Genomic DNA, 20,815 nt, shown 5'->3' with positions numbered 1-20,815 from the left:
CACGCGAGGAGGTGGGCACGGGTGGAGGTGGGGACCGGTCTGTCCGCGCACCTGCTGCTGGGCGGCGACGACGACGGCCCGCCCCGCGACCGGGCCGCACGCCTGCTCGCGGTGGCGCTGCGGGGAAGGCACCCCGCCGGCGTCGAGGCCCTGGCGCTCGCGGCCGGGGTCGGGCGTCCGGCCGGAGCGCTGGTGCCGGCGCTGCTCGCCGGCGAGCCGCTGCCCACGTCGGCAACGGTGCCGGGACGGACCCTGCCGTTCACCGTCGCACTGGCCACCGCGTGGGCCGCGACGGGGGAGGCAGACCTTCTCGCCGCGGCCGTGGAGGCGTTCCGGCAGGTGGTGGACCGGCACGGCCCGACGGGGCTGAGGGGGGTGGAGCAGCGGTACTACCTGCAGGCCGCCTACCTCGCCGGCCGCACCGGGCTCGTGCGCGAGGGGCTCGAACTCCTGGAGGGACTGACCGCGGACGTGGCCGAGGGGCTGCGGGCCGACCTGCTCAACCCCTACGCGCCGGCTCGCGGTCAGGTCGACCCTGCGGTGCCCGGTGAGGTCGACCCCGTGGTACCCGGCCAGGTCGACGCCGTGGTGCCCGGCCAGGTCGACGCCGAGGCCCACCGGGCCTGGGTGGAGGCGTTCGGTTCGCGGTTCCGGGCACGCGACCTCCAGGGGCCCGAGGTCGACCCGACCGGTGCCTGCCTCTTCGACGGGCTGCACCTGGAGCCCGGGCGCTCGGTGGACGGTCCGCTCGTCACGGTCGTCGTGCCCGCGTTCCGGCCGGACGCCGGGCTGGTCGCCTCCGTGCGGTCGGTGCTCGCGCAATCCCACGGCAACCTCGAGGTGCTCCTCATCGACGACGCCTCCGGGCCGGACCACGCCGAGGTGTTCGCGGCCTGCGCCGCGCTCGACGACCGGGTCCGCGTCCTGCGGCAGGAGGTCAACGGGGGTGCCTACGTGGCACGCAACCGGGCGGTGTCGCAGGCACGTGGGGCACTGGTCACCACCCAGGACGCCGACGACTGGTCGCACCCGGAACGGCTCGCCCTGCAGGTGGCGGCGTTGGCGGACCACCCGGAGGCGGTGGCCAGCCGCTCGGCCGCCGTCCGCGCCCGGCCCGACCTGACCCGGCAGTGGTTCGGCTACCGGCCCGAACGGATGAACGCCAGCTCCCTCCTCGTCCGCCGCGAGGTGTTCGACCGCGTGGGCCCCTTCGACACCCTCCGCAAGGGGGCCGACTCCGAGTTCGCCGAGCGGCTGCGCCTGGTGGGACCCGTCCAGGACGTCGTGGCCCCGCTGGCGGTCACCCGCCTGGCGGCGGGGTCGCTCTCGCGGGCCGACTTCGCGTGGGGGTGGCACCACCCGGACCGCGTGCTCTTCCGCAACGCCTTCCGCGACTGGCAACGGCGCGTCCGGGAGGGGGAGGCGTCGCTGCCCCTCCGGCGCGAGGGTTCCCGGCCCTACGCCGTGCCCCGCCGGTTCCGGGTCGACCGGGACCCGGAACCCTGCGCGCTCCCGCTCGTCCTCCTCGCCGACGCAGCCCGCCCCGTCCCCGCCCCGCTCGGGCTGCGGCTGGAGCCGCCGGCCGTCGGTGCCGCGATCCCGGCCGTCCTCGTGCGCGAGGACCTCACCCGGGCCGGGACCGAGCCCGCGCCCTACGACGCGGAGCTCCTCGGTGGCGCGGCCCGGGGGGAGGTCGAGCTGCTCACCGACGCCGACGAGGTCGCCGCCGGCATCCTGCTCGTCCTGGACCCCGCGCTGCTCGGACCGCCCGCGCTGCCGCTGCCCCGGCTGCGGGCGGAGGAGGTCGTCGTGGCCGCAGTGCCGCCGTCGCTGGCCGAACGCGTGCGCGACCTCGAGCAGGCCGGGGCGGCAGCGCGCGCGCTCTCGGGGCACGGTCCGGTCTGGGTCGCGCGCACCGTGGCCGAGCAGGCGGCGTGGGCCGTCGACGGATGGGGGCTGCCCCTGCTCGCGGACGTGCTGGCGGCCCGGGGGGTGTCTGCGCCGGTCGTGGACACGACGGGCACGACGGGCACGACGGGGACGACGGGGCCGGTGGGTGCGGCGGGTGACCCGGACGTCGGGGGTGCGGCGGCGCCCTCCCCGCGGCTCGTCGCCGCGCTCGACCTGGTCGCCGAGATCGAGCGCCGCGACCCGGCGCTGCCCCACCGCGGGACGCCGCGCCGGCTGCTGCTGCGCGACCGGGTCGCGCGCACCTGCGACCTGGACCCCCGGGTCGCCGCGATGGTGCCCGCGCCCCTGCGGGGGGCCTGGACCGTCGACGACCCGGCCGTGGGCGCGGTGGACGTGGCCGTCGCGGCCGACGTCGTGGTGCTCGCCAAGCTGGACCTGGCGGACGGGACCAAGCTGCGGGCGGCATACCCGCAGGCGGGTCTGGTCCTGGCGGCCCAGCCGGCAGGTCCTCGGGGGCAGTGCGGGATCACCCGGTCGGTCGGGGCCCACGAGGTGGTCGACCGGCACGTGCCCGGCCTGGCTCCACGGCTGGTCGCGCACGGGGAGACGGACTCGGGTGTGCGCTACCTCGTGGAGGAGCTCGTGGAGGGACGGCCGCTGGGTGGGGCGCGGGCCCTGGACGCCCGGGCGGCCGAGCTGCTGACGGCGCTGGCCCGCCTGCACGCCGGGTACGGGACGACCTGCACCACCGTGCGCCAGCGGTGGGGTGCGGGGCTGGCCGACCGGTGGACCGCCACGGTGGACACCGGGGTCGTCCCGGACCGGGTCGTCGGCGCTGTCGCCGACCTGCTCGCCCGGGAGGACACCCTGCGGGTCTCGTGGGCGCACGGGGACCTGGTCGCCTCCAACGTCCTCGCGCGCCCGGACGGTCTGACGCTGCTGGACTGGGAGCACTCCCAGGAGGCGCCGGTCATGCACGACGCCGCCAAGCTGCACCTGTTCTGCGGCGACCCTGCCACCGTGCTCGACCGGGTGGCGGACGTCCTGGGCGCCCCACGGCGCGACGGGTGCTTCAGCGGTGCTGAGGAGCTGGCGCTGGTCCACGCCCAGCTCGTCGGGCGCTACCCGGAGCGTCGGGCCCGGCTGCGCGGCCATCCCCGGGCCGAGGTGTACGAGCGTCAGGTCCGTCGGCAGGTGGAGCGGCTCGAGCAGGTGCTCGACCGGTGCGACGGGAGCTGGTGACCAGGTGCGTCCGGTCGGCCGGGCACGGGCTCAGCCGCGGGGAGTGACCCGCATGACGGCCGGGCACGGGCTCAGCCGCGGGGCGTGACCCGCAGGACCGCGTCGTCGCCGCCGTTGGACGTGGTCACCCACAGGGCGCCCTCCTCGTCCAGGACCGCCGTCCGCAGCCGGCCGTAGGTGCCCTCGAGCCCGGGCACCCGGGCCTCGTCCACGACGTCCTGCCCGTCCAGGGTCAGCACCGTCATCCCCGAGCCCTTGAGCTCGGCGACGGCCAGCGCGCCCTCCCAGGCACCCCAGGCGTCGCCCTCGAGGAAGGCCGCGCCGCTGGTGGCGTGCGTGGGGTCCCCGCTGGACCAGACCGCCTCCACCGCGTCCGGGAAGCGCTCCAGGTCGGTCATCGGCACCCCCTCGTCGTACCCCGGTCCCGGCGCCCACCCGTAGTTGGCCCCCGCCTGCAGCAGGTTGACCTCGTCGTCGACGTCCGGCCCGTGCTCGACCGAGAAGACCTCCCCGGTGCCCGGCTGCTGCGCCAGGCCCTGGACGTTGCGGTGGCCGTAGGTGAGGATCCGCGGGTCGGCGCCGGGCGGCGCGGACCCGGGGTCGGCCGCACCGCCGTCGGACCGCACGTGCAGCACCTTGCCGCCCAGGGAGTCCAGGTCCTGCGGGTTGGCCTCGTCCGCGGCGTCACCGGTCCCGACGAGGAGGGTGCCGTCGTCCTGCAGGAGCAGCCGGCACCCGCTGTGGCGCCCGGAGGTCAGGGGTATGCCGTCCACGACCACCTCCTCCAGGGTCGCCGTCGTCAGGTCGTCGGCGAGCGTGTGCGCGGTGACCCGCACGTCCGGCGGGGCGTCGGGTGGTGCCCAGGCGTGGCACAGGTAGAGCGTGTCCCCGTCGAGGGCCATCCCCATGAGCCCGGCCTCCCCCGACACGAACAGGTGCTCCAGGTCGGTGCCGATCTCCTGGGTGCGCCCGTCCCGGTGGGCCAGGAGCCGGCCGCCGCGCTCGGTGACCAGCACCGTGCCGTCCGGGCGCAGGGCCACGTCCCACGGGATGTCGAGCCCGTCGAGGACCACCTCGACGTCGAGCTCGGGAGGTGCGGACGGGGCACCCGCGGCGCTGTCGTCGTCCGAGGTGGCCCCGTCGTCGGTCGAGCTGCCGGCGGCCTCGGTCGTCGCGCCGGAGCCGGTCGTGCCTGCCGCGGTGTCGTCCGGCTGGTCCCCAGCCTCCCCGCTCGCGGGGGCGTCGGTGGCAGCGTCCCCGGAGCCCGGCCCGGGCGTCTCCGTCGGTGAGCAGCCGGCAGCGCCCAGGGCGGCGAGCAGGACCAGGGCGGCGGTGACGGACGGGCGGGTCACGACCACCACGCTACCGGGAGCGGCCCGCTCCCAGGGCGGCCTCGATCCGGGCGACCGCCCCGCTCACCCCGTCCTCCACGGCCACGGCCGCGGCCTCGGCGGCGGCACGCTCGAGGACCGGGCGCCGGCCCGCCCCCGCCAGGGCCTCGCGGAACGCCGTGCGCGTGGCCGACGACGCGGGCACGGGTGGCGGTCCGACGCCGATCTCGTGGACCCGGCGGGCGAAGAAGGGCTGGTCCATGGTGAAGGGCACCACGACCTGCGGCCGCCCCGAGCGCAGCGCCTGGGCCGTCGTGCCGGCACCTCCGTGGTGGACCACCGTGGCGGTGCGGGGGAAGAGCAGCTCGTGCGGCACGTCCTCGACGACACGGACGTCCGGACCGAGTCCCTCCTCCAGGCCCGACCCGCCCTGGAGCACCACGCGCAGACCCAGGTCGGACGCTGCCGCGACCGCGTCGGAGAGCACGGCACGCACGGAGGGGAGCGTGTGCGACCCCAGGCCGACGTAGACCGGTGCCGGACCCGCGTCGAGCCAGGCGGCGAGGCCGGGGTCCAGGGAGGCGCCGTCGGGCAGCTCGCGGAACGGGTAGCCGACGGCCCGCACCTGCCGTCCCGCCACCCGGCGCGGCGTGACGAGCCGGGGGCTGTGCGCCACGAACGCCGGGGCGGTCCCCATGCTCAGCGCGGCGCGGGGGTCGGGGGCGACCAGCCGCACGGCGGTGGGCAGGATCCGGACGGCGGCCGCCAGGTTGCGCCACGACCGCCCCGGCACGACGGAGAACATGCTGCTGTCCCCCCACGTGGTCGGCAGGGCCGGCACGAACATCATGAGCACCCGCGGGGCCCGCGGCCACCCGGCCAGCGCCGGCCAACCCGCGGTCATGGCGGTCAGGACCAGGCCGTCGTAGCGGGGCCGCATGTCCTCCAGCCGGCGCCGGACGGAGGGGGCCAGCAGCTCGGCCAGGCCACGCAGCATCCGCAGCTGCCCGCCGAGGTCGGTCGGCATCGCGTGGACGGCCAGCTGGTCGCGGTAGTAGGCCATGGCGTCCACGTCCACCGGCTCCGGGGCGAGCCCGGCGGCCTCCACCAGACCGACGAACTCCCGGGTGGCGGTGACGCCCACCTGGTGGCCCCGGGCCCACCGCCAGGACGGGTTGGTAGTCGCCGCGGCTGCCCGCCGCCAGGAGGGCGATGCGCACGGAAGGCGGCTCAGTCCTCGGCGTCGGCGACGCAGAACTCGTTGCCGGCCGGGTCCCGCAGCACCGTCCAGCTGAACCCGTCCACGTCGTGGTTGCGCACGACCTCGGCCCCCAGCTCCACGAGCCGGGCCACCTCGGTGGTGCGGTCCGTGCCGGTCAGGTCCAGGTGGAGCCGGTTCTTGCCCGCGCTGGGCTGCTCCACCCGCTGGAAGGCCAGGCGCGGTGATCCGGCCAGCATCACGAAGTCGTCGCTCTCGTGGGCCGCCTCCGTGCCGAGCGCGCGCTGCCAGAAGGCCGCCAGCTCGCCGGGGTCCTCGCAGTCCACGGTGACCATGGTGATCGCCAGGGCGGTCCGCCGGTGGCCCTCGGTCCGGGGTCCCTCCTCGGTCTCCTCGTCAGCACCCTCGTCAACACCCTCGGCAGCGCCCTCGGCAGCACCCTCGTCGGGGGAGGGTTGCTCCGCGGCACGCTCGTCGGTCGCGGCACGCCCGTCGTCGCGGGCCTCCTCGATCTCGGTCCTCGTGTCGTGCGGGGTGCTCATGGGTCCCCAGTCTGCCGCAGGGACGGGGCGGCCGCACCCGCCGTGCCCGCACCCGCGTCCCCACCGCCCAGCAACCGGGCCAACCGGGGCCCGGCGTCGACGGTGTAGACGTCCGAGCCGGCCTCCACCTCGTGCTCGGTGAACGCCGCCAGCACGGCCGTGACCACCGCGTGGGTGGCCTCCTTGGTCTCCAGCTGACGGGCACCGGACCAGAACCGCAGCTCGAGCTGGACGGTCGCGGTGCCGATCGAGGTGAGGAAGGCCTCGGGGCCGGGCTCGTCGAGCACCTGGGGCAGCGACCGCATCGCCTCCACGGCGACGCGGGCGGCCCGGTCGAGGTCGGTGGTGTCGGCGACGTCGACCAGCACCGAGCTGCGCACGTGCTCGAAGCCGGTCTGCACGGTGACCACCTCGGAGTGCAGGGTGCCGTTGGGCACGAGCAGCAGGCGCCCGTCGAAGGTGCGCACCGAGGTGCTGGTCAGCCCCATCTGCACCACGGTCCCGCGGTGCTCGCCCACGGAGATCTGGTCGCCGACCCGGAACCGGTCGCGGGTGAGGATGACGATCCCGGCGAACATGTTGCCCAGCACCGTCTGGAAGGCGATGCCGGCGGCGATCGAGACCACGCCGATGCCGCCGAGCAGGTTGACCGGTCGGATGCTGGGGAAGGTGACGGTCACGGCCGCACCGACGGCGAGGGCGGTGAGCAGCCAGGAGACGAGCCGGCCGAAGACGCGTGCGGAGCTGTCGCTGCGCCCCCGCCAGGAGAGCGTGCGGGTGACGAGCACACGGACCACCTGGCCCAGCAGGAGCCCGACGAGGAGCACGGCCAGACCCAGGACGACCCCCGCGAGGGTGACGGGCGGCAGCTCCAGCCCCTCCAGCGCCCCGCTCACTGCCCGCCCCCCTCACCGACGGCGCCGACGTGCTCGCGGGCGGTCACCAGCCACTCCTGCAGGCAGGCCCGGTGCTCGGGGAGGGCGACCGTGAGCAGGTCCTCCAGCATCGACACGATCCGGCGGGGCACCTGCAGCGAGTCCTTGCCGTAGTGCAACGGCTCCGCGACGGCCAGGTCGACCAGCTGGGCGACCCGTTGCGGACGGTGCACGAGACGGACGCGGCCCTCACGGGTGACCAGCGCCGGCAGCTCGGCGCGGACCACCACGAGGCGCAGGATGCGGTGCAGCTCGTCGAGCACCTGGACGGCCGTCGTGGGGTCGTTGGTGCCCGGGGAGAGCGCCCGCTCGCCGATGTCGACGAGCTTGCGGATCCCGAACGCGGGATCCTGGTTGGACAGGCGGTCCTTCTCCACGACCACGAACGGACGGAGCTTCTTGAGGTGCTCGTCGTCCACCTGCCCGGTCGAGACGGGGTGCCAGATCTGCACCGCCGGGGTCCCCTCGGGGATGAAGTCGCCCACCTGCGGCAGCACCTCCACCACCACGTCGTGCTCGTCGGCCCACGACACCAGCCCGCGGTGGTCCACCTCCACGACCGACCCGTGCTCCACCGCGAGCAGGGTCTGGGCGATCGTCCCCGCCCCCGGCTCCCAGCTGTTGGTCCCCAGGCGGGACCCCGGGGCGTCCGGCTCGGGCAGGTAGCGGCCGACGACGTCGACCGTGTCGTCACCCAGGTGGGACACGATCGAGGAGACCTGGATGGAGTTGGTGATGTGGTGGATGAAGGCCAGGAACATCCCCACGCTCGCGAGCACGAGGAGGAACCCGAGCGTCACCGACACCTGGGGGACGAACTGGCCGGTCTCGCCGGACTCGCCCTGCACGGACCGCAGCACGGTGAGGGCGTAGGTGAAGCTGGCGGCGAAGATGCCCAGGGTGAGCTGGGTGATGCGGCTGGAGAGAAAGTCACCCATCACGCGGGGGCTGTACTGGCTGCTGGCCAGCTGGATGACGACCATCGTGATCGAGAACACCAGGCCGGTCACCGAGATCATCGCGCCGGCGATGCTGCCGAGCATGCTGCGGGCACCGCTGGGGCCCCCTGGGAAGAAGTAGGGCAGCTGCTCGTCCAGGGTCTGGTCCAGCTCGGGCATGAAGATCCCCCCCAGGGTGGCGAGGACGATGATGACGGTGGGCAGGACCCAGAACGGGCTCCAGATCCGGTCCCACCGGCTGATCGACCGGGTGTGCGGCAGCGAGCCGAGATCCTCGTCGTCGCTGTTCTTCGTGCTGGGTGCCCCGGTACGTCCGGCCGCCTCGTGTTCGTCGCTCACGGACCCATCCTCGCGCAGAAGGTCGCTCGACCCGCCGTCACGCCGTCGTCCCCGGCTCCAGCCGGGCCCCCGCGGGCACGTCGCCGCCCGCTCCCACCACGCTGTGCCGCCCGACGAGGGTGATCGCCCCGTCGGTGGTCCGGGTCCCCGGCAGGGGCCGGCCGACGACCGCGTCCCGCCCGATCCGCACCCCCTCGTCCACGAGGCAGGCGTGCAGGCTCGCACCGGCCTCCACCACGACGCCCCGCATCAGCACGCTGTCCTCCACGACCGCCCCACCCTCGACCACCACGTCCGGACCCAGGACCGAGCGCGCCACCCGGCCACGGACGCGCACGCCCGGGGAGACCATCGCCCCGTCCAGCTCACCTCCGTCCCCGACCCAGGCCGGGGCACCGGCGGGTGTGGGGGACAGGACCGGTCGGTCGGGGTGGTCGAAGACGTCGACCCGTCCCGCCAGCAGGTCCCGGTGGGCCTGCAGGTAGGCGGCCGGTCGGCCGACGTCGCGCCAGTACCCCTCCAGCGGCAGGGCGTGCACCCGGCCGCGGGAGACGAGGGCCGGCAGCAGCAGCTCGCCGAAGTCCCCCAGGCCGGTGTCGTCGGGACCGGCCGCCGGCCCGTCCTGCTCACCGACCCCGGCACCTCCCCCGCCGACGATCGACGCGCCACCCCCGTCCGCACCCCCGCCGGCCAGCTCCCGGTGGAGCCGCTCCAGCTCGGCGAGGAGCACGCGCGGGTCGTAGAGGAAGATCTCCGTCGCCACGGTGGTCTGGTCGGTGGTGTCCGGCTTGTACTCCACGGCCGTGACCCGGCCCTCCCCGGTGGCGTGCACGACCATCTTCTCGGCCGCCTCCTGCACCCCGACCTGCGCGGTGAGCACCGTGCACTCGGCCCCCACCCGCAGATGGTGGGCGATCGCGGGTCGCAGGTCCGCGGAGAAGACGTGGTCGGCCGACAGGACGACGAGCACGTCGGGGTCGTGCACCCGGACGTCGTCGCGCATCCGGAAGAGGCCGTCGGCGTTGCCGTGGCTGAAGCCGTCGTCGTGGGCCGCCCCGCTGCCCTGCTCCGGGGTCAACCTTCGGAAGCCGCCGTGGGTGCGGTCCAGGTCCCAGGGCCGCCCGCCCGCCAGGTGCGTGTCGAGGGACCCGGAGAGGTACTGCACGCTCACCCACACGTCGACGATCCCGCTCGCGCGCAGGGCCGAAAGGGGGAAGTCGACCAGCGCGTGGGTGCCGGCGAACGGCAGGGCCGGCTTGGCCCGTTCGCGGGTCAGCACCTCCATCCGGCTGCCCGCGCCCCCGGCCTGCACGATCGCCAGCACGCGCAGCCCGACCGGGACGCTGGGCGGGGCGGAGGTGGTGCGCGACATGGTGCTCAGACTAGGCAGGCACGGCATACCCTGGCGCGGTGACCGAGTCCCAGCCCGAGCCCCGGCCCGAGTTCCAGCCCGAGTCCGGGCCCGACATCCAGCCCGAGCCGGACGCACCCGCCACCCCCCTCGTCCTCCTGCACGGGGTGGGGCAGGCGCCGATGGCCTGGGAGGACCTGGTCGTGCGGCTCTACGGCTCGCGCCGGCTGCTGACCCCCTGGGTGCCGGGCCTGCGCCCCACCGAGACCCGCCCGGTGCCGGTCGAGGAGGCGGCCGACCGGCTGGCGCAGGAGATCGAGCTGGAGGGGCTGGGCCGGGTCGACCTGTGCGCGCAGAGCTGGGGGTCCATGGTCGCCACCCGGCTCGCCGCCGAGCACCCGGACCGGGTGCGCCGCCTGGTGCTCATCGGCGGTCAGGTCCGTACCCCCAAGCTCGTGAGCGGGGTCCAGGCCGGGCTGCTGCGGCTGATGCCCGCCTCCCGCCTCGCCGACGCGGGGGTGTCCAAGGACCGGCTCACCGCCATGCTGGACGTCGCGCGCCGGACCGACCTCACCGACGCACTCCCCAGGATCACGGCGGCCACCCTCGTGCTCGTCGGCGACCGCGACCGCGCTGGTCAGCTCGGTGCCCGGTCGCTGGCGGACGGCATCGCCGGCGCCCGGCTGCGGGTCGTGCAGGGGGCCGGGCCCTCGCTCAACGAGGAGCGGCCCGAGGAGCTGGAGCACCTGCTGCGCGACTTCCTCGACCGCGACTAGACCCCGCCGTCCCGGGCACGCCGGACCGGTCCATCCGGGCGAGGAGCCCGAGCTGGGCGCGGCGCTCGCGGGCGAAGACCGAGCGGGCGCTGCGGCCCACCGCCGCGTCGAGCAGGTGCTTGGCGCGGGCGAGGGCCCGCCGGTCGTGCACGACCATCTGCGCGACCAGCTCGGCGCCGGCAGCGTGCGGGTCCTCGGCCAGCCGGGTGACCAGGCCCAGCGCGGCCGCCTCGGTTCCCGTGACGGTCCGCCCGGTCAGCGCCAGGTCCTTGGCCACGTCGAGCCCGACGAGCTCCACCAGGGAGCGCACGCCGCTCATGTCGGGCACCAGCCCCCACCGGATCTCGCGCACCGACCACCGGGCGTCCGGGGTGCTCACGCGCAGGTCGGCACCCAGCGCCAGCTGCAGGCCCGCACCCAGGCAGTGCCCGTGGACGACGGCGACCACCGGCACGGGCAGGCGCCGCCAGGCCCAGCAGGCCTCCTGGAAGGTGTTGGTGCCCCGCCACGGACGGGGGAGGAACCGGCCCGCGATCCCGACCGGGTCGCGCAGGGCCCCGCCCAGGTCGAGCCCCGCGCAGAAGGCCTCCCCCTCGCCGGAGAGGAGCACCGCCCGGACGCTCCGGTCCGAGCGCAGGCGGGAGGCCGTGGCCACGAGGTCGTCGAGCATCGGCAGCGTCAGCGCGTTGAGCTTGTCCGGGCGGGTCAGGCGGACCGAGGCCACCCCGTCCTGGACGGTGCAGGTGACGTGCTCGGTGGTGGGGCGCGGCGGCATACCCCGAGCATGCCAGGGCACCGCGCGCGCCCGTCCGCGGGCGGGACTGCCCGTGCGGGCCCGTCCGCGGGCGCGGGACCCGCCCGGCCGCTGACCGCGCGCGGGTCTCACCCGACCCCGAGGAACTCCCGGAGGGCAGGCAGCTCGCGCCGCGCCTGGACCAGCCCGGCCTCGTGGCTGGCGCGCAGGCGGGCCACGTCCCGGGTGCCGTTGCCCACCGGCATCGACTCCGGCACGAAGAGGTGGGCCGCGCCGGCCCGCTCCAGCTCCCAGAGCCGTTCCCGGGTCGCGGCGTAGGCCTTGTGACGCCGTCCCAGCGCCTCGACGACGGCGGGGAAGCGACGGAAGTGCTGGCGAAGGTAGCGCAGGCCGGACCGCGCCGGCGGGGGCTTGACGTAGCTCCGCGGCTGGGTGAGCACGACGAGGAAGCGCTCGTACCCGTCGGCCACCGCCGCGTCCAGCGGGATGCCCCCCGAGGGACCCAGCGCGCCGTCGACGAAGACCTCGCCGTCGATCGTGACGGGCGGCATGACGACCGGCATCGTCGAGGACGCCCGCACGCGGACCATGAGGTCCTCGAGTCTCGCCAGGTCCTCCCGTCCCCAGTAGACCGGCTCGCCCCGGGTGGCGTTGAACGCGCCGATCCGGACCTGCGCGGGGTCGGCCGTGAAGGTGTCCCAGTCGAAGGGCAGCGCCTGCCCGGGCAGCCCGGTCTCCTCGTAGATGTACCGCGCGTTGAACAGCCCCTGCCCCCGCACGAAGGTCCGCCAGTCCCCGAACCGCGGGTCCGTGACGAAGTCGGTGAAGCTGTGCCGGGCGCGCCAGGGGTCCCGCGAGACGTAGTTGGCCGTGTTGCTCGACCCCGCCGAGATGCCGCCGACCCAGTCCAGGTGCAGACCCTCCTCGAGCAGGGCCACGAGCAGCCCGGAGGTGTAGGAGGCCCGCATGCCACCGCCCTCGAAGACGAGGGCGGTGCCGGTCACGGTGGAGGTCGGTCGCTCCATCCCCCGAGGGTATGGCGTGCCGCCGCCAGGACCCGACGCTCCTCCTCGTCGGTCAGCCCCGCGGCCCGGGGGACGGTGCGGGTCTCCTCGTAGGAGAGGGCGGCGCGCAGGGTGTCCGCCAGCGGCCGGGTGCGCAGTCCTGCCGCCCGGGCCCGCCCGGTGTCCAGGGTGCCGAACCCGCGCTGGTCGGGATCGTCGAGCCACAGCGGCATCGAGGTCGGTCCCATCCAGGGGCGGACCCCGAGCCGGGCGAGGACGGGCGGGGGTATGGCGTGCACGAGGGCCCGGGTGGCGGCGACCTCGGCGGCCGTCGTCAGGGCCCGCGCGAGGGTGGTGGTCGGGCCGGTGACGTTGAAGGGGCCACGGAGCTGCTGCTCGGAGGCCGTGACCACGAAGGCCGCCAGGTCGCGGACGTCGACCAGCGCCACGGGCAGCTCCGGGTCGTCGGGCACCGCGACCTCCGCACCGACCGGGTGGGCGAACCGCCACGGCCAGTAGCCGCTGCGCCCGGACGCGTCGCCCGACCCGCCGATCAGCCCAGGGCGGACCACGGCCGCCGGGGTTCCGCTGGTGAGGACGGCCTGCTCGCAGGCGACCTTGGCCCCGCCGTAGGTCTCCGTCCCGGCCATCCGGTCGGCGTCCAGGGCCGGCACGAGCGGCGCGTCCTCGTCCGGCTCGGGTCCGACGTCGTCGCGGTAGACGTTGGCGGTGGAGACGAGGAGCAGGTGGGCGGCGGTGAGGTCGCGCAGGACCCGCCGCACGTGCACGGGGTGCACCGTGAGGTCGACGACGCCGTCCCAGCGACGGCCCGTGACGGGAGCCAGCCCGTCGTCCTCGTCGCGGTCGGCCCGGACGAAGGGAACGCCGTCGGGCGGGGGTGCCGAGCCCCTCGCCAGGCAGGTCACGGCGTGGCCACGACGCGCGGCCTCCTCGGCGACGGCACGACCGAGGAAGCGGGTCCCGCCCAGGACGAGGAGCTCCATACCCCCAGGGTGGCAGGCGCGTCCCCGGAGCGCCTGACGGAGCACGAGGGCGCCGCGTCCTATCGTGGGCCGATGGTGGTCGACGGGGTGGTGCTGCGCCGGTGGAGCCTGACCCTGCTCGGCGTGACCGCCGCGATCGTGGTCTCCTCGCTCCTCGGCCACCTGCTGCTGCGCGACACCTCCTGGCACGACGTCTTCTCCTACCTGCACGTGGCCGGGGAGCAGGGCATCGCGGCCTACTGGAACAGCGCCCTCCTCGTGCTCGTGGCCGTGGCGGCCTGGGTCAGCGGCGTCGGGGCGGCCCGTCGTCGGACGCGGTGGGGCTGGTGGGTGGTCGCCGCCGTCGTGCTCTTCCTCAGCATCGACGAGGCCACCCAGCTGCACGAGCGGACCGCCCAGCTGGTGACGACCAACCCCTTCCCGACCTTTCCCTGGGTGGTCGTGGGGATCCCGCTGGCGGTCCTGCTCGCCGTCGTGCTGGGGCTGGCGACCAGCACCCTGCCGGCGGTGATGCGTCGACGGCTGGGGCTGGCGCTGGGCCTCTACCTGCTCGGAGCCCTGGGCTTCGAGGCGATGAGCGGGTACTTCTGGCGGCAGCAGCGCCCCGACGTGTCCGAGGGCTTCGGCACGCTCGAGGAGGCCCTGGAGATGGTGGCCTGCATCTACGCCGCCCACGTCGTCGTCGCGGCGCTGCTGCCCGTGCGGGTCGAGCTGCGGGCGGGGCGCCCGCGGCGGGCCGCAGGCGCCTCCGCCGAGCAGGTCGGCTCACCAGCGGTGGGCGACGTCGACCACGAGCCGGGCACCGTCGCCCGGGCCGTCGAGGACGAACACGCGGAACGGTAGCCGGGCGCGCACGCCCAGGCCGAGCGTGCTGCGTCCCTCGAAGCTGCCCGCCCACGCGACCTGCCGGAAGGTGGACCAGCCGTCCACGTCGACGAGCTCGGTGCGGTCGGCGAACGTGTAGGTCGCCCGGCCCCGGTCGTCGTACGCGGGCGAGTGCAGGACGACCTGCAGGCGGGCGCCGCCGGCGAGGGGGACGACCGAGCCGCTGCCGTCGGCCCTGACGGCGTCGACGTAGCGCACGTCGTAACCCAAGCTGCCGGGGACGGCGTCGACGTCCAGGACGAGCCGGTCGAAGCAGGTGTGCCGCCCCGCCCGGACGTCGGACAGGGTGCCGGTCCGGGTGGTCACGCCGGCCGACCTCGCCAGCGACCCCCACACGATGCCGCAGTAGCTGGTGGCGGTGGGCACGGTGACGTGGGCGGGCATCGTCCCGGTCGTCGTCCCGGTCGTCGTCCCGGCCGTCATCGTCCCGGCGGTGGCCGCCCGGGGCGGGGCACCGGTGGCGGCGGTGGCCGACAGGCCCGCGACGAGGGTCGCGGCGACGGCGGCGACGGTGACCCGTCGGGGTGCTCGGAGGGTGCTCATGATGTCGGTCCTTCCGTCGGGGGCCGGAGCCCCGGAGCATGGCGCGGACGCGTCATACCCCCTCGTCGCAGGCGGGAGGAGAAAGGTTGCACCGGGAGCGGGTGCGGTGCGCCCGGGTGGTGGGATGCGCCCGGGTGGTCACGGCGGTGGCGGCGGTGGCGGCGGTGGCGGTGGCGGCGGACGGGTACCGGCGGAGGGGTCCCTCGCTCAGGCGGGGCGCGCTGCCAGCAGCGTGACGAGGTGGCCGGTCGTCGGCACGCTGCCGCTGTGCACCAGCTCCTCGTCGACCACCAGGCCCGGGGTGCGCAGCACCCCGTAGGCCGCGATCTCCCCGTAGTCCGTCACCTTCTCCACGTCGGCGTCCAGGCCCAGCCTGCCCAGGGCCTCCCTCGTCCGCTCCTCCAGCCGCTGGCAGTTGCGGCAGCCGGGACCCAGCACCTTGACGATCATCTGCGCCTCCTCGCGCGTCGGTCGTCGACCTCGTCAGCCGACGATGTTGAACACCAGGCCCAGGGCGACGATGCCCAGGGTCACGGAACCGAAGTAGAGCGCCAGGAGCGGGGGACGCATCACCCGGCGCAGCATGATGGCCATCGGGCCCGACAGGGCGATCGAGCTCATCATGAAGGCCATGACCGTGCCCAGGCCCATCCCCTTGGCCCACAGGGCCTCACCCACGGGCACGACGCCGGCGCCGTTGACGTAGAGCGGAACGCCCGCCAGCGTCGCCACCACGACGGCCAGGGGGTTGTCCGGTCCGGCCCAGCGGGCGAAGAAGTCGGTGGGGACCCAGCCGTGGATGGCCGCGCCCACGCCCACGCCGACGAGGACCCAGATCCACACGTCGCGGAGGATGTCGCGGCTCTCCCCGAGGGCGGCCTCGACCCGCTCGGGAAGGCTCGGCCGGTGCCCGCCGGCCCTCAGCGCCGCGACCCGGCTGGTGCGGACCACGTCCTCGACCCACCGGTCCAGCCGGAAGCGGGAGAAGACCCAGCCGATCGTCATCGCCAGCGTGCCGCCGGCCAGGACGTAGGCGACGGCGACGTCCCAGCCGAACTGGTCGCCGATCATGATCGCCGCGATCTCGCTGACCAGCGGCGAGGCGACGAGGAAGGTGAGGGTGATCGACAGCGGGATCCCCGCGGCGACGAACCCGATGAACAGGGGGATGGAGCTGCAGGAGCAGAACGGGGTGACCACGCCCAGGACGACGGCCAGGAACAGTCCGAGGCCCAGTCCGCGACCCTCCAGGTAGGCCCGGGCACGGTCCAGGTCGAGGGAGGCGCGGGCCATCCCGACGACGAACATCAGGCCCAGCAGCAGGAGGAAGATCTTCACGGTGTCGTAGAGGAAGAAGTGGACCGAGGAGACCAGGCGGTCGCCCAGGTCCAGGCCGAGCCAGCCCACCGCGGCGTCCCAGAACCATCCGTTGAGCGCGTAGGAACCGGTCCAGGCGAGGGCGCCGAGACCCAGGCCGAGCAGCAGCCTGCGCTCGGCCGTCGTCGTGGCGGTGGTGGCCCTCGTGGTTCTCGTCGTCGCCATCGGCCCTCCGCGGGGAGGGGAGGTCGGCGGGGGTCCGTCGGGGGGCGCCGGCCTCCGTGGGCGTCCGACCAGCAGGAACGGTCGGACGGTCCCATTCTACTACTCGACGTCGTGGACCGGGTGCGGTCCTCGTCCGGCCGGCCGCGCCGGACCCGTGCCCAGGTACGGGGTGCATACTGGCAGGGATGCCAACCTTGCCCGCACGTCGTCGCCACCTCGCCAGCAGCCCTTTCCGGCCCGAGCCGGAGCCGGTGATCACCCAGTTCGTCCGCGACGACCGCGTCTCCCACGACTCCTACGGGATGGGGCGGGTGGTCGGGGTCGAGGCGGACGCGGTCACGGTCGACTTCGGCACCCGCACGATGCGCATCCTCAGCCCCTTCTCCAAGCTGGCCAAGCTCTGAGCGGTCGCCCCGTAGGTCCTCGAGCGGTGGACAGGAGCGGTGGACAGGAGCATCCCCCTGCTCAGGCGACGATGACCTGCACGAGCAGGATCTTGAGGATCAGGCCCAGCGCGAACAGCGCCGCGTAGCCGGCCTCCACCCGCTCGTCGGTCACCCGGCCCTTGGCGTAGGCCAGGATGGCCGGCTGCCCCACGAAGCCGGCCAGCCCTCCGGCCGCCCGCTCGGTGCTGACGCCGGCCAGCCGGGCGACGAGGATGAAGAGCAGACCCGCGGCCAGGGTGATGACCACCGCTCCCGTGACCACCCTCAGACCGGTCCACGTGAACGCCTGCGCCGCGAAGGCCTGCCCCGAGATGAGGCCGGTGGCCCCGAGGAAGAGCAGCAGCCCCAGCTGCCGGATGGTGAGGTTGGCGGCCAGCGGGAGGCCCCAGACCAGCGGTCCGGTGCGCTCCACCCGCCCGAGCACGATGCCGACCACGAGCGGACCGGCCGCCGACCCCAGGGCGAAGCTGAGCCCGCCCGGAAGGGGCAGGGCGAACAGGCCGAGGACCAGCCCCGCGGCGAGGCCGACCCCCAGGGTCAGGGCGTCGATCTCGCTGACCTTGCGCTCGGAGTCGCCGAAGAGCTCCTTCACGTCGCCGAGCCGTCCCCGGGGGACGATGACGCGCACCCGGTCACCGAGCTCGAGGACGAAGTCCTCGGAGGCCAGCAGGTCCAGGTCGCCCCGACGCACCCGGGTGACCACGCCGTCCAGCCGGCCGGGGACGTCCAGCTCGCCGACGGTCCGGCCCGCGACCCTGGGGTCGGAGACGACGAACCGGCGGTAGTCCACCTCGCGGCGGTCGTGGGCCAGGTGTTCGTCGACCCGACGCCCGAGGTGGTCCCGGCCCCGGACGACCGCCTGCTCGGGGCCCACCATGACCACGCGGTCGCCGACCTCGAGGCGTTCCCCGGGGTGCACGACCCGGGTCCGGCCGTCCCGGGCCAGGTAGGAGAGCCGGAGCTCTCCCTCGGCCAGGCCGGGGACGTCCGAGAGGGCCGAGGGCCGCTCGACCTCCACCGAGATGTCGACCAGGCCCTCCCCGGCGGCCGATCCGGGGTCGCGGCGGCCCGGCCAGGACCGGTTCAGCAGGACGGCCACGAGCAGGATCGTGACGACCACGCCCACGGGGTAGGACAGCGAGTAGCCGACCGCCGGGTCCTGGCTGCCCGTGCGCTCGGCCGCGGTGGCCAGCGCCGGCGTCGAGGTGAGGGCTCCGGCGTAGGTCCCGGCGGTGAGCGCCGGGGACAGGCCCAGGACCGCGCCCACGACCATGGAGACGCCCGTCATGACGACGAGGACCAGGGCCGCCCCGCCCATGAGGGGCAGCTGGCGACGCAGGTCGCGGAAGAAGGTGCTGCCCGCCGTCAGGCCGACGGTGTAGACGAACAGGGCCAGCCCCAGCGTCTGGACGAGCGCGAGGCCCTCGCCGAGCCGGGGGTCGAGGGCCCCGACGCCCAGCCCCACGAACAGCGCGCCGGCCGGGCCGAAGCGCAGCGGGCCGAACGGGACGGCCCCGACGAGCGTGCCCAGGGCGACGACGACCATCATCGTCAGCAGCGGCGTCGAGGCCAGCGCGTCCACCATGGGCGGGAGTCTGTCACCCCCGGTCTCCGGGGCGGCCGCCCGCGGGCGGGTCTCAGGGGCGTCGGCCCGCGAGCTTCTCCAGCATCGTGCCCAGCCCGCGACGGGCGGACTCCTCGGCCGAGCGGACCCGCTCGTCCGTGAGCCGGGCCGCGGCGACCGCCTCGGCGGCCCGCGCCTCGGCCGCCCGGCACGCCTCCAGACCCTCCCGAGCCTCCCTCAGCACCGCCCGGCGGTCCTCGTGGAAGCGGGCCACCTCGGCCGCGGCCAGCTCCACCGACCGGTCGAGCAGGAACCGGTAGGAGGCCCTGACCTTCTTCCCGGTCGTCTTGCGCTCCAGGGCGTCGACCTCCTCGTCGACCGACTGCCGCATGAAGGGCAGGGGGTCGGAGGTGTACTCCGCCCCGGCGGCGGCGTGCTCGGCGCGCTCGCGTCTCTCCCGGGCCTGCGCCAGCTCGCGCTCGGCCTCCCGCAGCGCCGCGGCGGCCGCGTCCCGGGAGGCGGCGAAACGGGTCTCCAGCACGTAGACCAGCTGCTCCTGCTCACCGGGCGCGAGCCCGTCCGCGGCGGGGGAGCCCACGGGTGGGCCGCCCTCGGCGCCTCCCTGTCGTCCCTGCTCACTCATTCCGGCACTCCCCGTCCATCACGTGGTCGGACCCCACCCTCTCATCCACCCGAGGGTGCTCCTCCGTCGTCACGGACCGCGCGGCGTCACGGTCGGCGCACCCGTCCCTCCTCCCACACGGGTTCGTCGGCCTCGCGGACGGTGCCGTCCGCCCCGAAGACCACGAAGCGGTCGAACCGGCGGGCGAACCACCGGTCGTGGGTGACGGCCAGCACGGTGCCCTCGAACCCGGCCAACCCCTCCTCGAGCGCCTCGGCCGAGTCGATGTCGAGGTTGTCCGTGGGCTCGTCCAGCAGCAGGAGGGTCGCGCCCGACAGCTCCAGCACGAGGATCTGGAACCGTGCCTGCTGCCCGCCGGAGAGGGTGTCGAAGGTCTGCTCGGCCTGGCGCGCCAGCTCGTAGCGGTCCAGCACGCGCGCCGCCTCCTCCCTCGTCCGCCCACGACGGTGGTCGTCCCCGCGGTGCAGGATCTCCAGCAGGGTCCGGCCGGCGAACCCCTGGCCCTCGTGGGTCTGCGCGAACCAGCCGGGTCGCACCCGTGAGCCCAGGCGTGCCACCCCGGTGTGCCGCACCTGCGGCGGCCGGACCTCGCCCACGGGCTGCTGCTCCGGCTCGGGGTCCGAGCCCCCACCGGCCAGCAGGCGCAGGAAGTGCGACTTGCCCGACCCGTTCGAGCCGAGCACCGCGACCCGCTCGCCGTACCAGAGCTCCAGGTCGAAGGGGCGCATGAGGGCCTCCCCGACCCCGTCCGGGCCGAGCAGCTCCAGCCGCTCGCAGACGACGGCGCGCTTGGCGGTGCGGCCACCGGTGAGGCGCATCGTCACGTGCTGCTCGCGGGCGACCTTCTCCGGCGGGCCGGCCTCCTCGAACCTGCGCAACCGGGTCCGGGCGGCCTGGTAGCGCCCGGCCATGAGGTCGTTGTAGCCGGCCTTCTGCTTGTACATCAGCATCAACCTGCGCAGCTTGGCGTGCTCCTCCTCCCAGCGCCGCAGCATCTCCTCCAGCCGGGCGTTGCGGTCGGCCCGCGCCTGGTGCCAGGTCGCGAACGATCCCGGGTGGGTCCACGCGGACGCCCCGGCCGCGCCGGGCTCGAGGGTCACCACGCGGGTGGCCGTCCTGCTGAGCAGCTCACGGTCGTGGCTGACGAGCAGCACGGTCTTGGGCGTGGCCAGCAGCTGCTCCTCCAGCCACCGCTTGCCGGGGACGTCGAGGTAGTTGTCCGGCTCGTCGAGCAGCAGCACCTCGTCGGGTCCGCGCAGCAGGGCCTCCAGCACGAGCCGCTTCTGCTCCCCGCCGGAGAGGGTGGCGACGCGGCGCCACTGGGCCTGCTCGAACGCCGGTCCCAGGGCCGCGGTGGTGACCTCGTCCCACCGGGTCTCCTGCTCGTACCCTCCCGCGTCGCCCCAGTCCGCCAGCGCCTGGGCGTAGGCCATCTGCGCCGGCTCGTCGTCGACCTCCATGATCGCCAGCTCGGCCGCGTCGAGGGCCCGGGCGGCCTCGGCGACGCGGGCCGGCGCGACGGAGACGAGCAGGTCGCGCACGGTCGAGCCGTCCCGCACCGACCCCACGAACTGCCGCATCACCCCGAGCCCGCCGGACCGGCCGACCGACCCCTCGTGCGGGGCGAGGTCCCCGGCGACGATGCGCAGCAGGGTGGTCTTGCCGGCGCCGTTGGGGCCGACGAGCGCGACCGTGGCCCCCTCGCCGACCCGGAAGCCGACGTCGGTCAGCAACGGCCTGCCGTCGGGCAGGACGTAGCCGATCCCGGCCAGGTCGACGTGCCCCATGACGCGAGCCTGACACACCGCACCGTGCGCACCAACGC

At 75.2% G+C, this 20,815-nt stretch carries 19 protein-coding genes; 4 read left to right on the top strand and 15 right to left on the bottom strand.

Annotated features, from left to right (window positions below; all coding sequences use genetic code 11):
- The first annotated feature begins 21 nt into the window (after positions 1–21).
- Positions 22–3,153: a glycosyltransferase gene (locus ACWHYA_RS03520; protein WP_425943082.1), complete on the top strand. Its 3,132-nt coding sequence runs from the start codon at positions 22–24 to the stop codon at positions 3,151–3,153.
- A gap of 71 nt (positions 3,154–3,224) precedes the next feature.
- On the opposite strand, the gene ACWHYA_RS03515 is transcribed toward ACWHYA_RS03520, so the two are convergent.
- From ACWHYA_RS03515 to ACWHYA_RS03490, 6 genes are all read right to left on the bottom strand, one after another.
- Positions 3,225–4,505, bottom strand: a complete 1,281-nt coding sequence (locus ACWHYA_RS03515; protein ID WP_425943083.1) for a PQQ-dependent sugar dehydrogenase — start codon at positions 4,503–4,505, stop codon at positions 3,225–3,227.
- A gap of 10 nt (positions 4,506–4,515) precedes the next feature.
- Positions 4,516–5,628 carry a glycosyltransferase gene (locus tag ACWHYA_RS03510; RefSeq protein WP_425943084.1) on the bottom strand — a complete coding sequence of 371 codons (1,113 nt, stop codon included), beginning with the start codon at positions 5,626–5,628 and terminating at the stop codon, positions 4,516–4,518.
- Between the two features lie 86 nt (positions 5,629–5,714).
- On the bottom strand, positions 5,715–6,245 hold the full coding sequence (locus ACWHYA_RS03505; protein ID WP_425943085.1) for a VOC family protein: 531 nt from the start codon (positions 6,243–6,245) through the stop codon (positions 5,715–5,717).
- A complete protein-coding gene (locus ACWHYA_RS03500; protein WP_425943086.1) occupies positions 6,242–7,141 on the bottom strand; it encodes a mechanosensitive ion channel family protein in 900 nt (299 codons plus the stop codon). The genes ACWHYA_RS03505 and ACWHYA_RS03500 overlap by 4 nt, the downstream gene beginning before the upstream one ends.
- Entirely contained in the window at positions 7,138–8,478 is a 1,341-nt protein-coding gene (locus ACWHYA_RS03495) for a DUF2254 domain-containing protein (protein WP_425943087.1), read from the bottom strand. The genes ACWHYA_RS03500 and ACWHYA_RS03495 overlap by 4 nt, the downstream gene beginning before the upstream one ends.
- Before the next feature lie 37 nt (positions 8,479–8,515).
- Positions 8,516–9,850 carry a glucose-1-phosphate adenylyltransferase family protein gene (locus ACWHYA_RS03490; protein ID WP_425943088.1) on the bottom strand — a complete coding sequence of 445 codons (1,335 nt, stop codon included), beginning with the start codon at positions 9,848–9,850 and terminating at the stop codon, positions 8,516–8,518.
- Between the two features lie 38 nt (positions 9,851–9,888).
- Between ACWHYA_RS03490 and ACWHYA_RS03485 the strand changes: the two genes are divergently transcribed.
- Positions 9,889–10,605, top strand: coding sequence for an alpha/beta fold hydrolase (locus tag ACWHYA_RS03485; RefSeq protein ID WP_425943089.1), 717 nt, complete (start codon positions 9,889–9,891; stop codon positions 10,603–10,605).
- Here ACWHYA_RS03485 and ACWHYA_RS03480 read toward each other — a convergent pair.
- From ACWHYA_RS03480 to ACWHYA_RS03470, 3 genes are all read right to left on the bottom strand, one after another.
- The gene (locus tag ACWHYA_RS03480; RefSeq protein ID WP_425943090.1) at positions 10,544–11,380 is read right to left on the bottom strand and encodes a crotonase/enoyl-CoA hydratase family protein; all 837 of its coding nucleotides are present in this window, start codon (positions 11,378–11,380) and stop codon (positions 10,544–10,546) included. The two genes, ACWHYA_RS03485 and ACWHYA_RS03480, sit on opposite strands and share 62 nt — an antisense overlap.
- A 107-nt stretch (positions 11,381–11,487) precedes the next feature.
- Complete coding sequence (locus ACWHYA_RS03475) at positions 11,488–12,384, bottom strand: patatin-like phospholipase family protein (protein ID WP_425943091.1); 897 nt, start codon at positions 12,382–12,384, stop codon at positions 11,488–11,490.
- Positions 12,360–13,367 carry an NAD-dependent epimerase/dehydratase family protein gene (locus ACWHYA_RS03470; protein ID WP_425943092.1) on the bottom strand — a complete coding sequence of 336 codons (1,008 nt, stop codon included), beginning with the start codon at positions 13,365–13,367 and terminating at the stop codon, positions 12,360–12,362. The genes ACWHYA_RS03475 and ACWHYA_RS03470 overlap by 25 nt, the downstream gene beginning before the upstream one ends.
- Positions 13,368–13,439: 72 nt before the next feature.
- On the opposite strand from ACWHYA_RS03470, the gene ACWHYA_RS03465 reads away from it, so the two are divergent.
- Complete coding sequence (locus ACWHYA_RS03465; RefSeq protein WP_425943093.1) at positions 13,440–14,210, top strand: hypothetical protein; 771 nt, start codon at positions 13,440–13,442, stop codon at positions 14,208–14,210.
- Here ACWHYA_RS03465 and ACWHYA_RS03460 read toward each other — a convergent pair.
- The 3 genes from ACWHYA_RS03460 to ACWHYA_RS03450 all read right to left on the bottom strand — a co-directional run bounded on the left by ACWHYA_RS03460 (position 14,133) and on the right by ACWHYA_RS03450 (position 16,337).
- Positions 14,133–14,636, bottom strand: a complete 504-nt coding sequence (locus tag ACWHYA_RS03460; protein ID WP_425943116.1) for an AMIN-like domain-containing (lipo)protein — start codon at positions 14,634–14,636, stop codon at positions 14,133–14,135. The genes ACWHYA_RS03465 and ACWHYA_RS03460 overlap by 78 nt on opposite strands.
- Before the next feature lie 366 nt (positions 14,637–15,002).
- On the bottom strand, positions 15,003–15,245 hold the full coding sequence (locus ACWHYA_RS03455) for a thioredoxin family protein (protein ID WP_425943094.1): 243 nt from the start codon (positions 15,243–15,245) through the stop codon (positions 15,003–15,005).
- Between the two features lie 33 nt (positions 15,246–15,278).
- Entirely contained in the window at positions 15,279–16,337 is a 1,059-nt protein-coding gene (locus ACWHYA_RS03450) for a permease (protein WP_425943095.1), read from the bottom strand.
- 185 nt (positions 16,338–16,522) lie between these two features.
- Between ACWHYA_RS03450 and ACWHYA_RS03445 the strand changes: the two genes are divergently transcribed.
- Positions 16,523–16,741 carry a hypothetical protein gene (locus tag ACWHYA_RS03445; protein ID WP_425943096.1) on the top strand — a complete coding sequence of 73 codons (219 nt, stop codon included), beginning with the start codon at positions 16,523–16,525 and terminating at the stop codon, positions 16,739–16,741.
- Positions 16,742–16,802: 61 nt separating this feature from the next.
- On the opposite strand, the gene ACWHYA_RS03440 is transcribed toward ACWHYA_RS03445, so the two are convergent.
- From ACWHYA_RS03440 to ACWHYA_RS03430, 3 genes are all read right to left on the bottom strand, one after another.
- Positions 16,803–18,368, bottom strand: a complete 1,566-nt coding sequence (locus tag ACWHYA_RS03440; RefSeq protein ID WP_425943097.1) for an aspartate:alanine exchanger family transporter — start codon at positions 18,366–18,368, stop codon at positions 16,803–16,805.
- Positions 18,369–18,420: 52 nt separating this feature from the next.
- Positions 18,421–18,990: a hypothetical protein gene (locus ACWHYA_RS03435; RefSeq protein WP_425943098.1), complete on the bottom strand. Its 570-nt coding sequence runs from the start codon at positions 18,988–18,990 to the stop codon at positions 18,421–18,423.
- Positions 18,991–19,076: 86 nt separating this feature from the next.
- Complete coding sequence (locus tag ACWHYA_RS03430; protein ID WP_425943099.1) at positions 19,077–20,777, bottom strand: ABC-F family ATP-binding cassette domain-containing protein; 1,701 nt, start codon at positions 20,775–20,777, stop codon at positions 19,077–19,079.
- Between the last annotated feature and the right edge of the window lie 38 nt (positions 20,778–20,815).

The organism is Ornithinimicrobium carbonis (assembly GCF_977012275.1).
This window is presented reverse-complemented; position numbering and strand designations above follow the sequence as displayed.

Excerpts from the sequence above, each read along its gene's own strand:
- ACWHYA_RS03505 (WP_425943085.1), bottom strand. The coding sequence starts at position 6,245 with ATGAGCACCCCGCACGACACGAGGACCGAGATCGAGGAGGCCCGCGAC.
- ACWHYA_RS03490 (WP_425943088.1), bottom strand. The coding sequence starts at position 9,850 with ATGTCGCGCACCACCTCCGCCCCGCCCAGCGTCCCGGTCGGGCTGCGC.
- ACWHYA_RS03480 (WP_425943090.1), bottom strand. The coding sequence starts at position 11,380 with ATGCCGCCGCGCCCCACCACCGAGCACGTCACCTGCACCGTCCAGGAC.
- ACWHYA_RS03475 (WP_425943091.1), bottom strand. The coding sequence starts at position 12,384 with ATGGAGCGACCGACCTCCACCGTGACCGGCACCGCCCTCGTCTTCGAG.
- ACWHYA_RS03470 (WP_425943092.1), bottom strand. The coding sequence starts at position 13,367 with ATGGAGCTCCTCGTCCTGGGCGGGACCCGCTTCCTCGGTCGTGCCGTC.
- ACWHYA_RS03465 (WP_425943093.1), top strand. The coding sequence starts at position 13,440 with ATGGTGGTCGACGGGGTGGTGCTGCGCCGGTGGAGCCTGACCCTGCTC.
- ACWHYA_RS03460 (WP_425943116.1), bottom strand. The coding sequence starts at position 14,636 with ATGCCCGCCCACGTCACCGTGCCCACCGCCACCAGCTACTGCGGCATC.
- ACWHYA_RS03455 (WP_425943094.1), bottom strand. The coding sequence starts at position 15,245 with ATGATCGTCAAGGTGCTGGGTCCCGGCTGCCGCAACTGCCAGCGGCTG.
- ACWHYA_RS03450 (WP_425943095.1), bottom strand. The coding sequence starts at position 16,337 with ATGGCGACGACGAGAACCACGAGGGCCACCACCGCCACGACGACGGCC.
- ACWHYA_RS03445 (WP_425943096.1), top strand. The coding sequence starts at position 16,523 with ATGCCAACCTTGCCCGCACGTCGTCGCCACCTCGCCAGCAGCCCTTTC.
- ACWHYA_RS03440 (WP_425943097.1), bottom strand. The coding sequence starts at position 18,368 with ATGGTGGACGCGCTGGCCTCGACGCCGCTGCTGACGATGATGGTCGTC.
- ACWHYA_RS03435 (WP_425943098.1), bottom strand. The coding sequence starts at position 18,990 with ATGAGTGAGCAGGGACGACAGGGAGGCGCCGAGGGCGGCCCACCCGTG.
- ACWHYA_RS03430 (WP_425943099.1), bottom strand. The coding sequence starts at position 20,777 with ATGGGGCACGTCGACCTGGCCGGGATCGGCTACGTCCTGCCCGACGGC.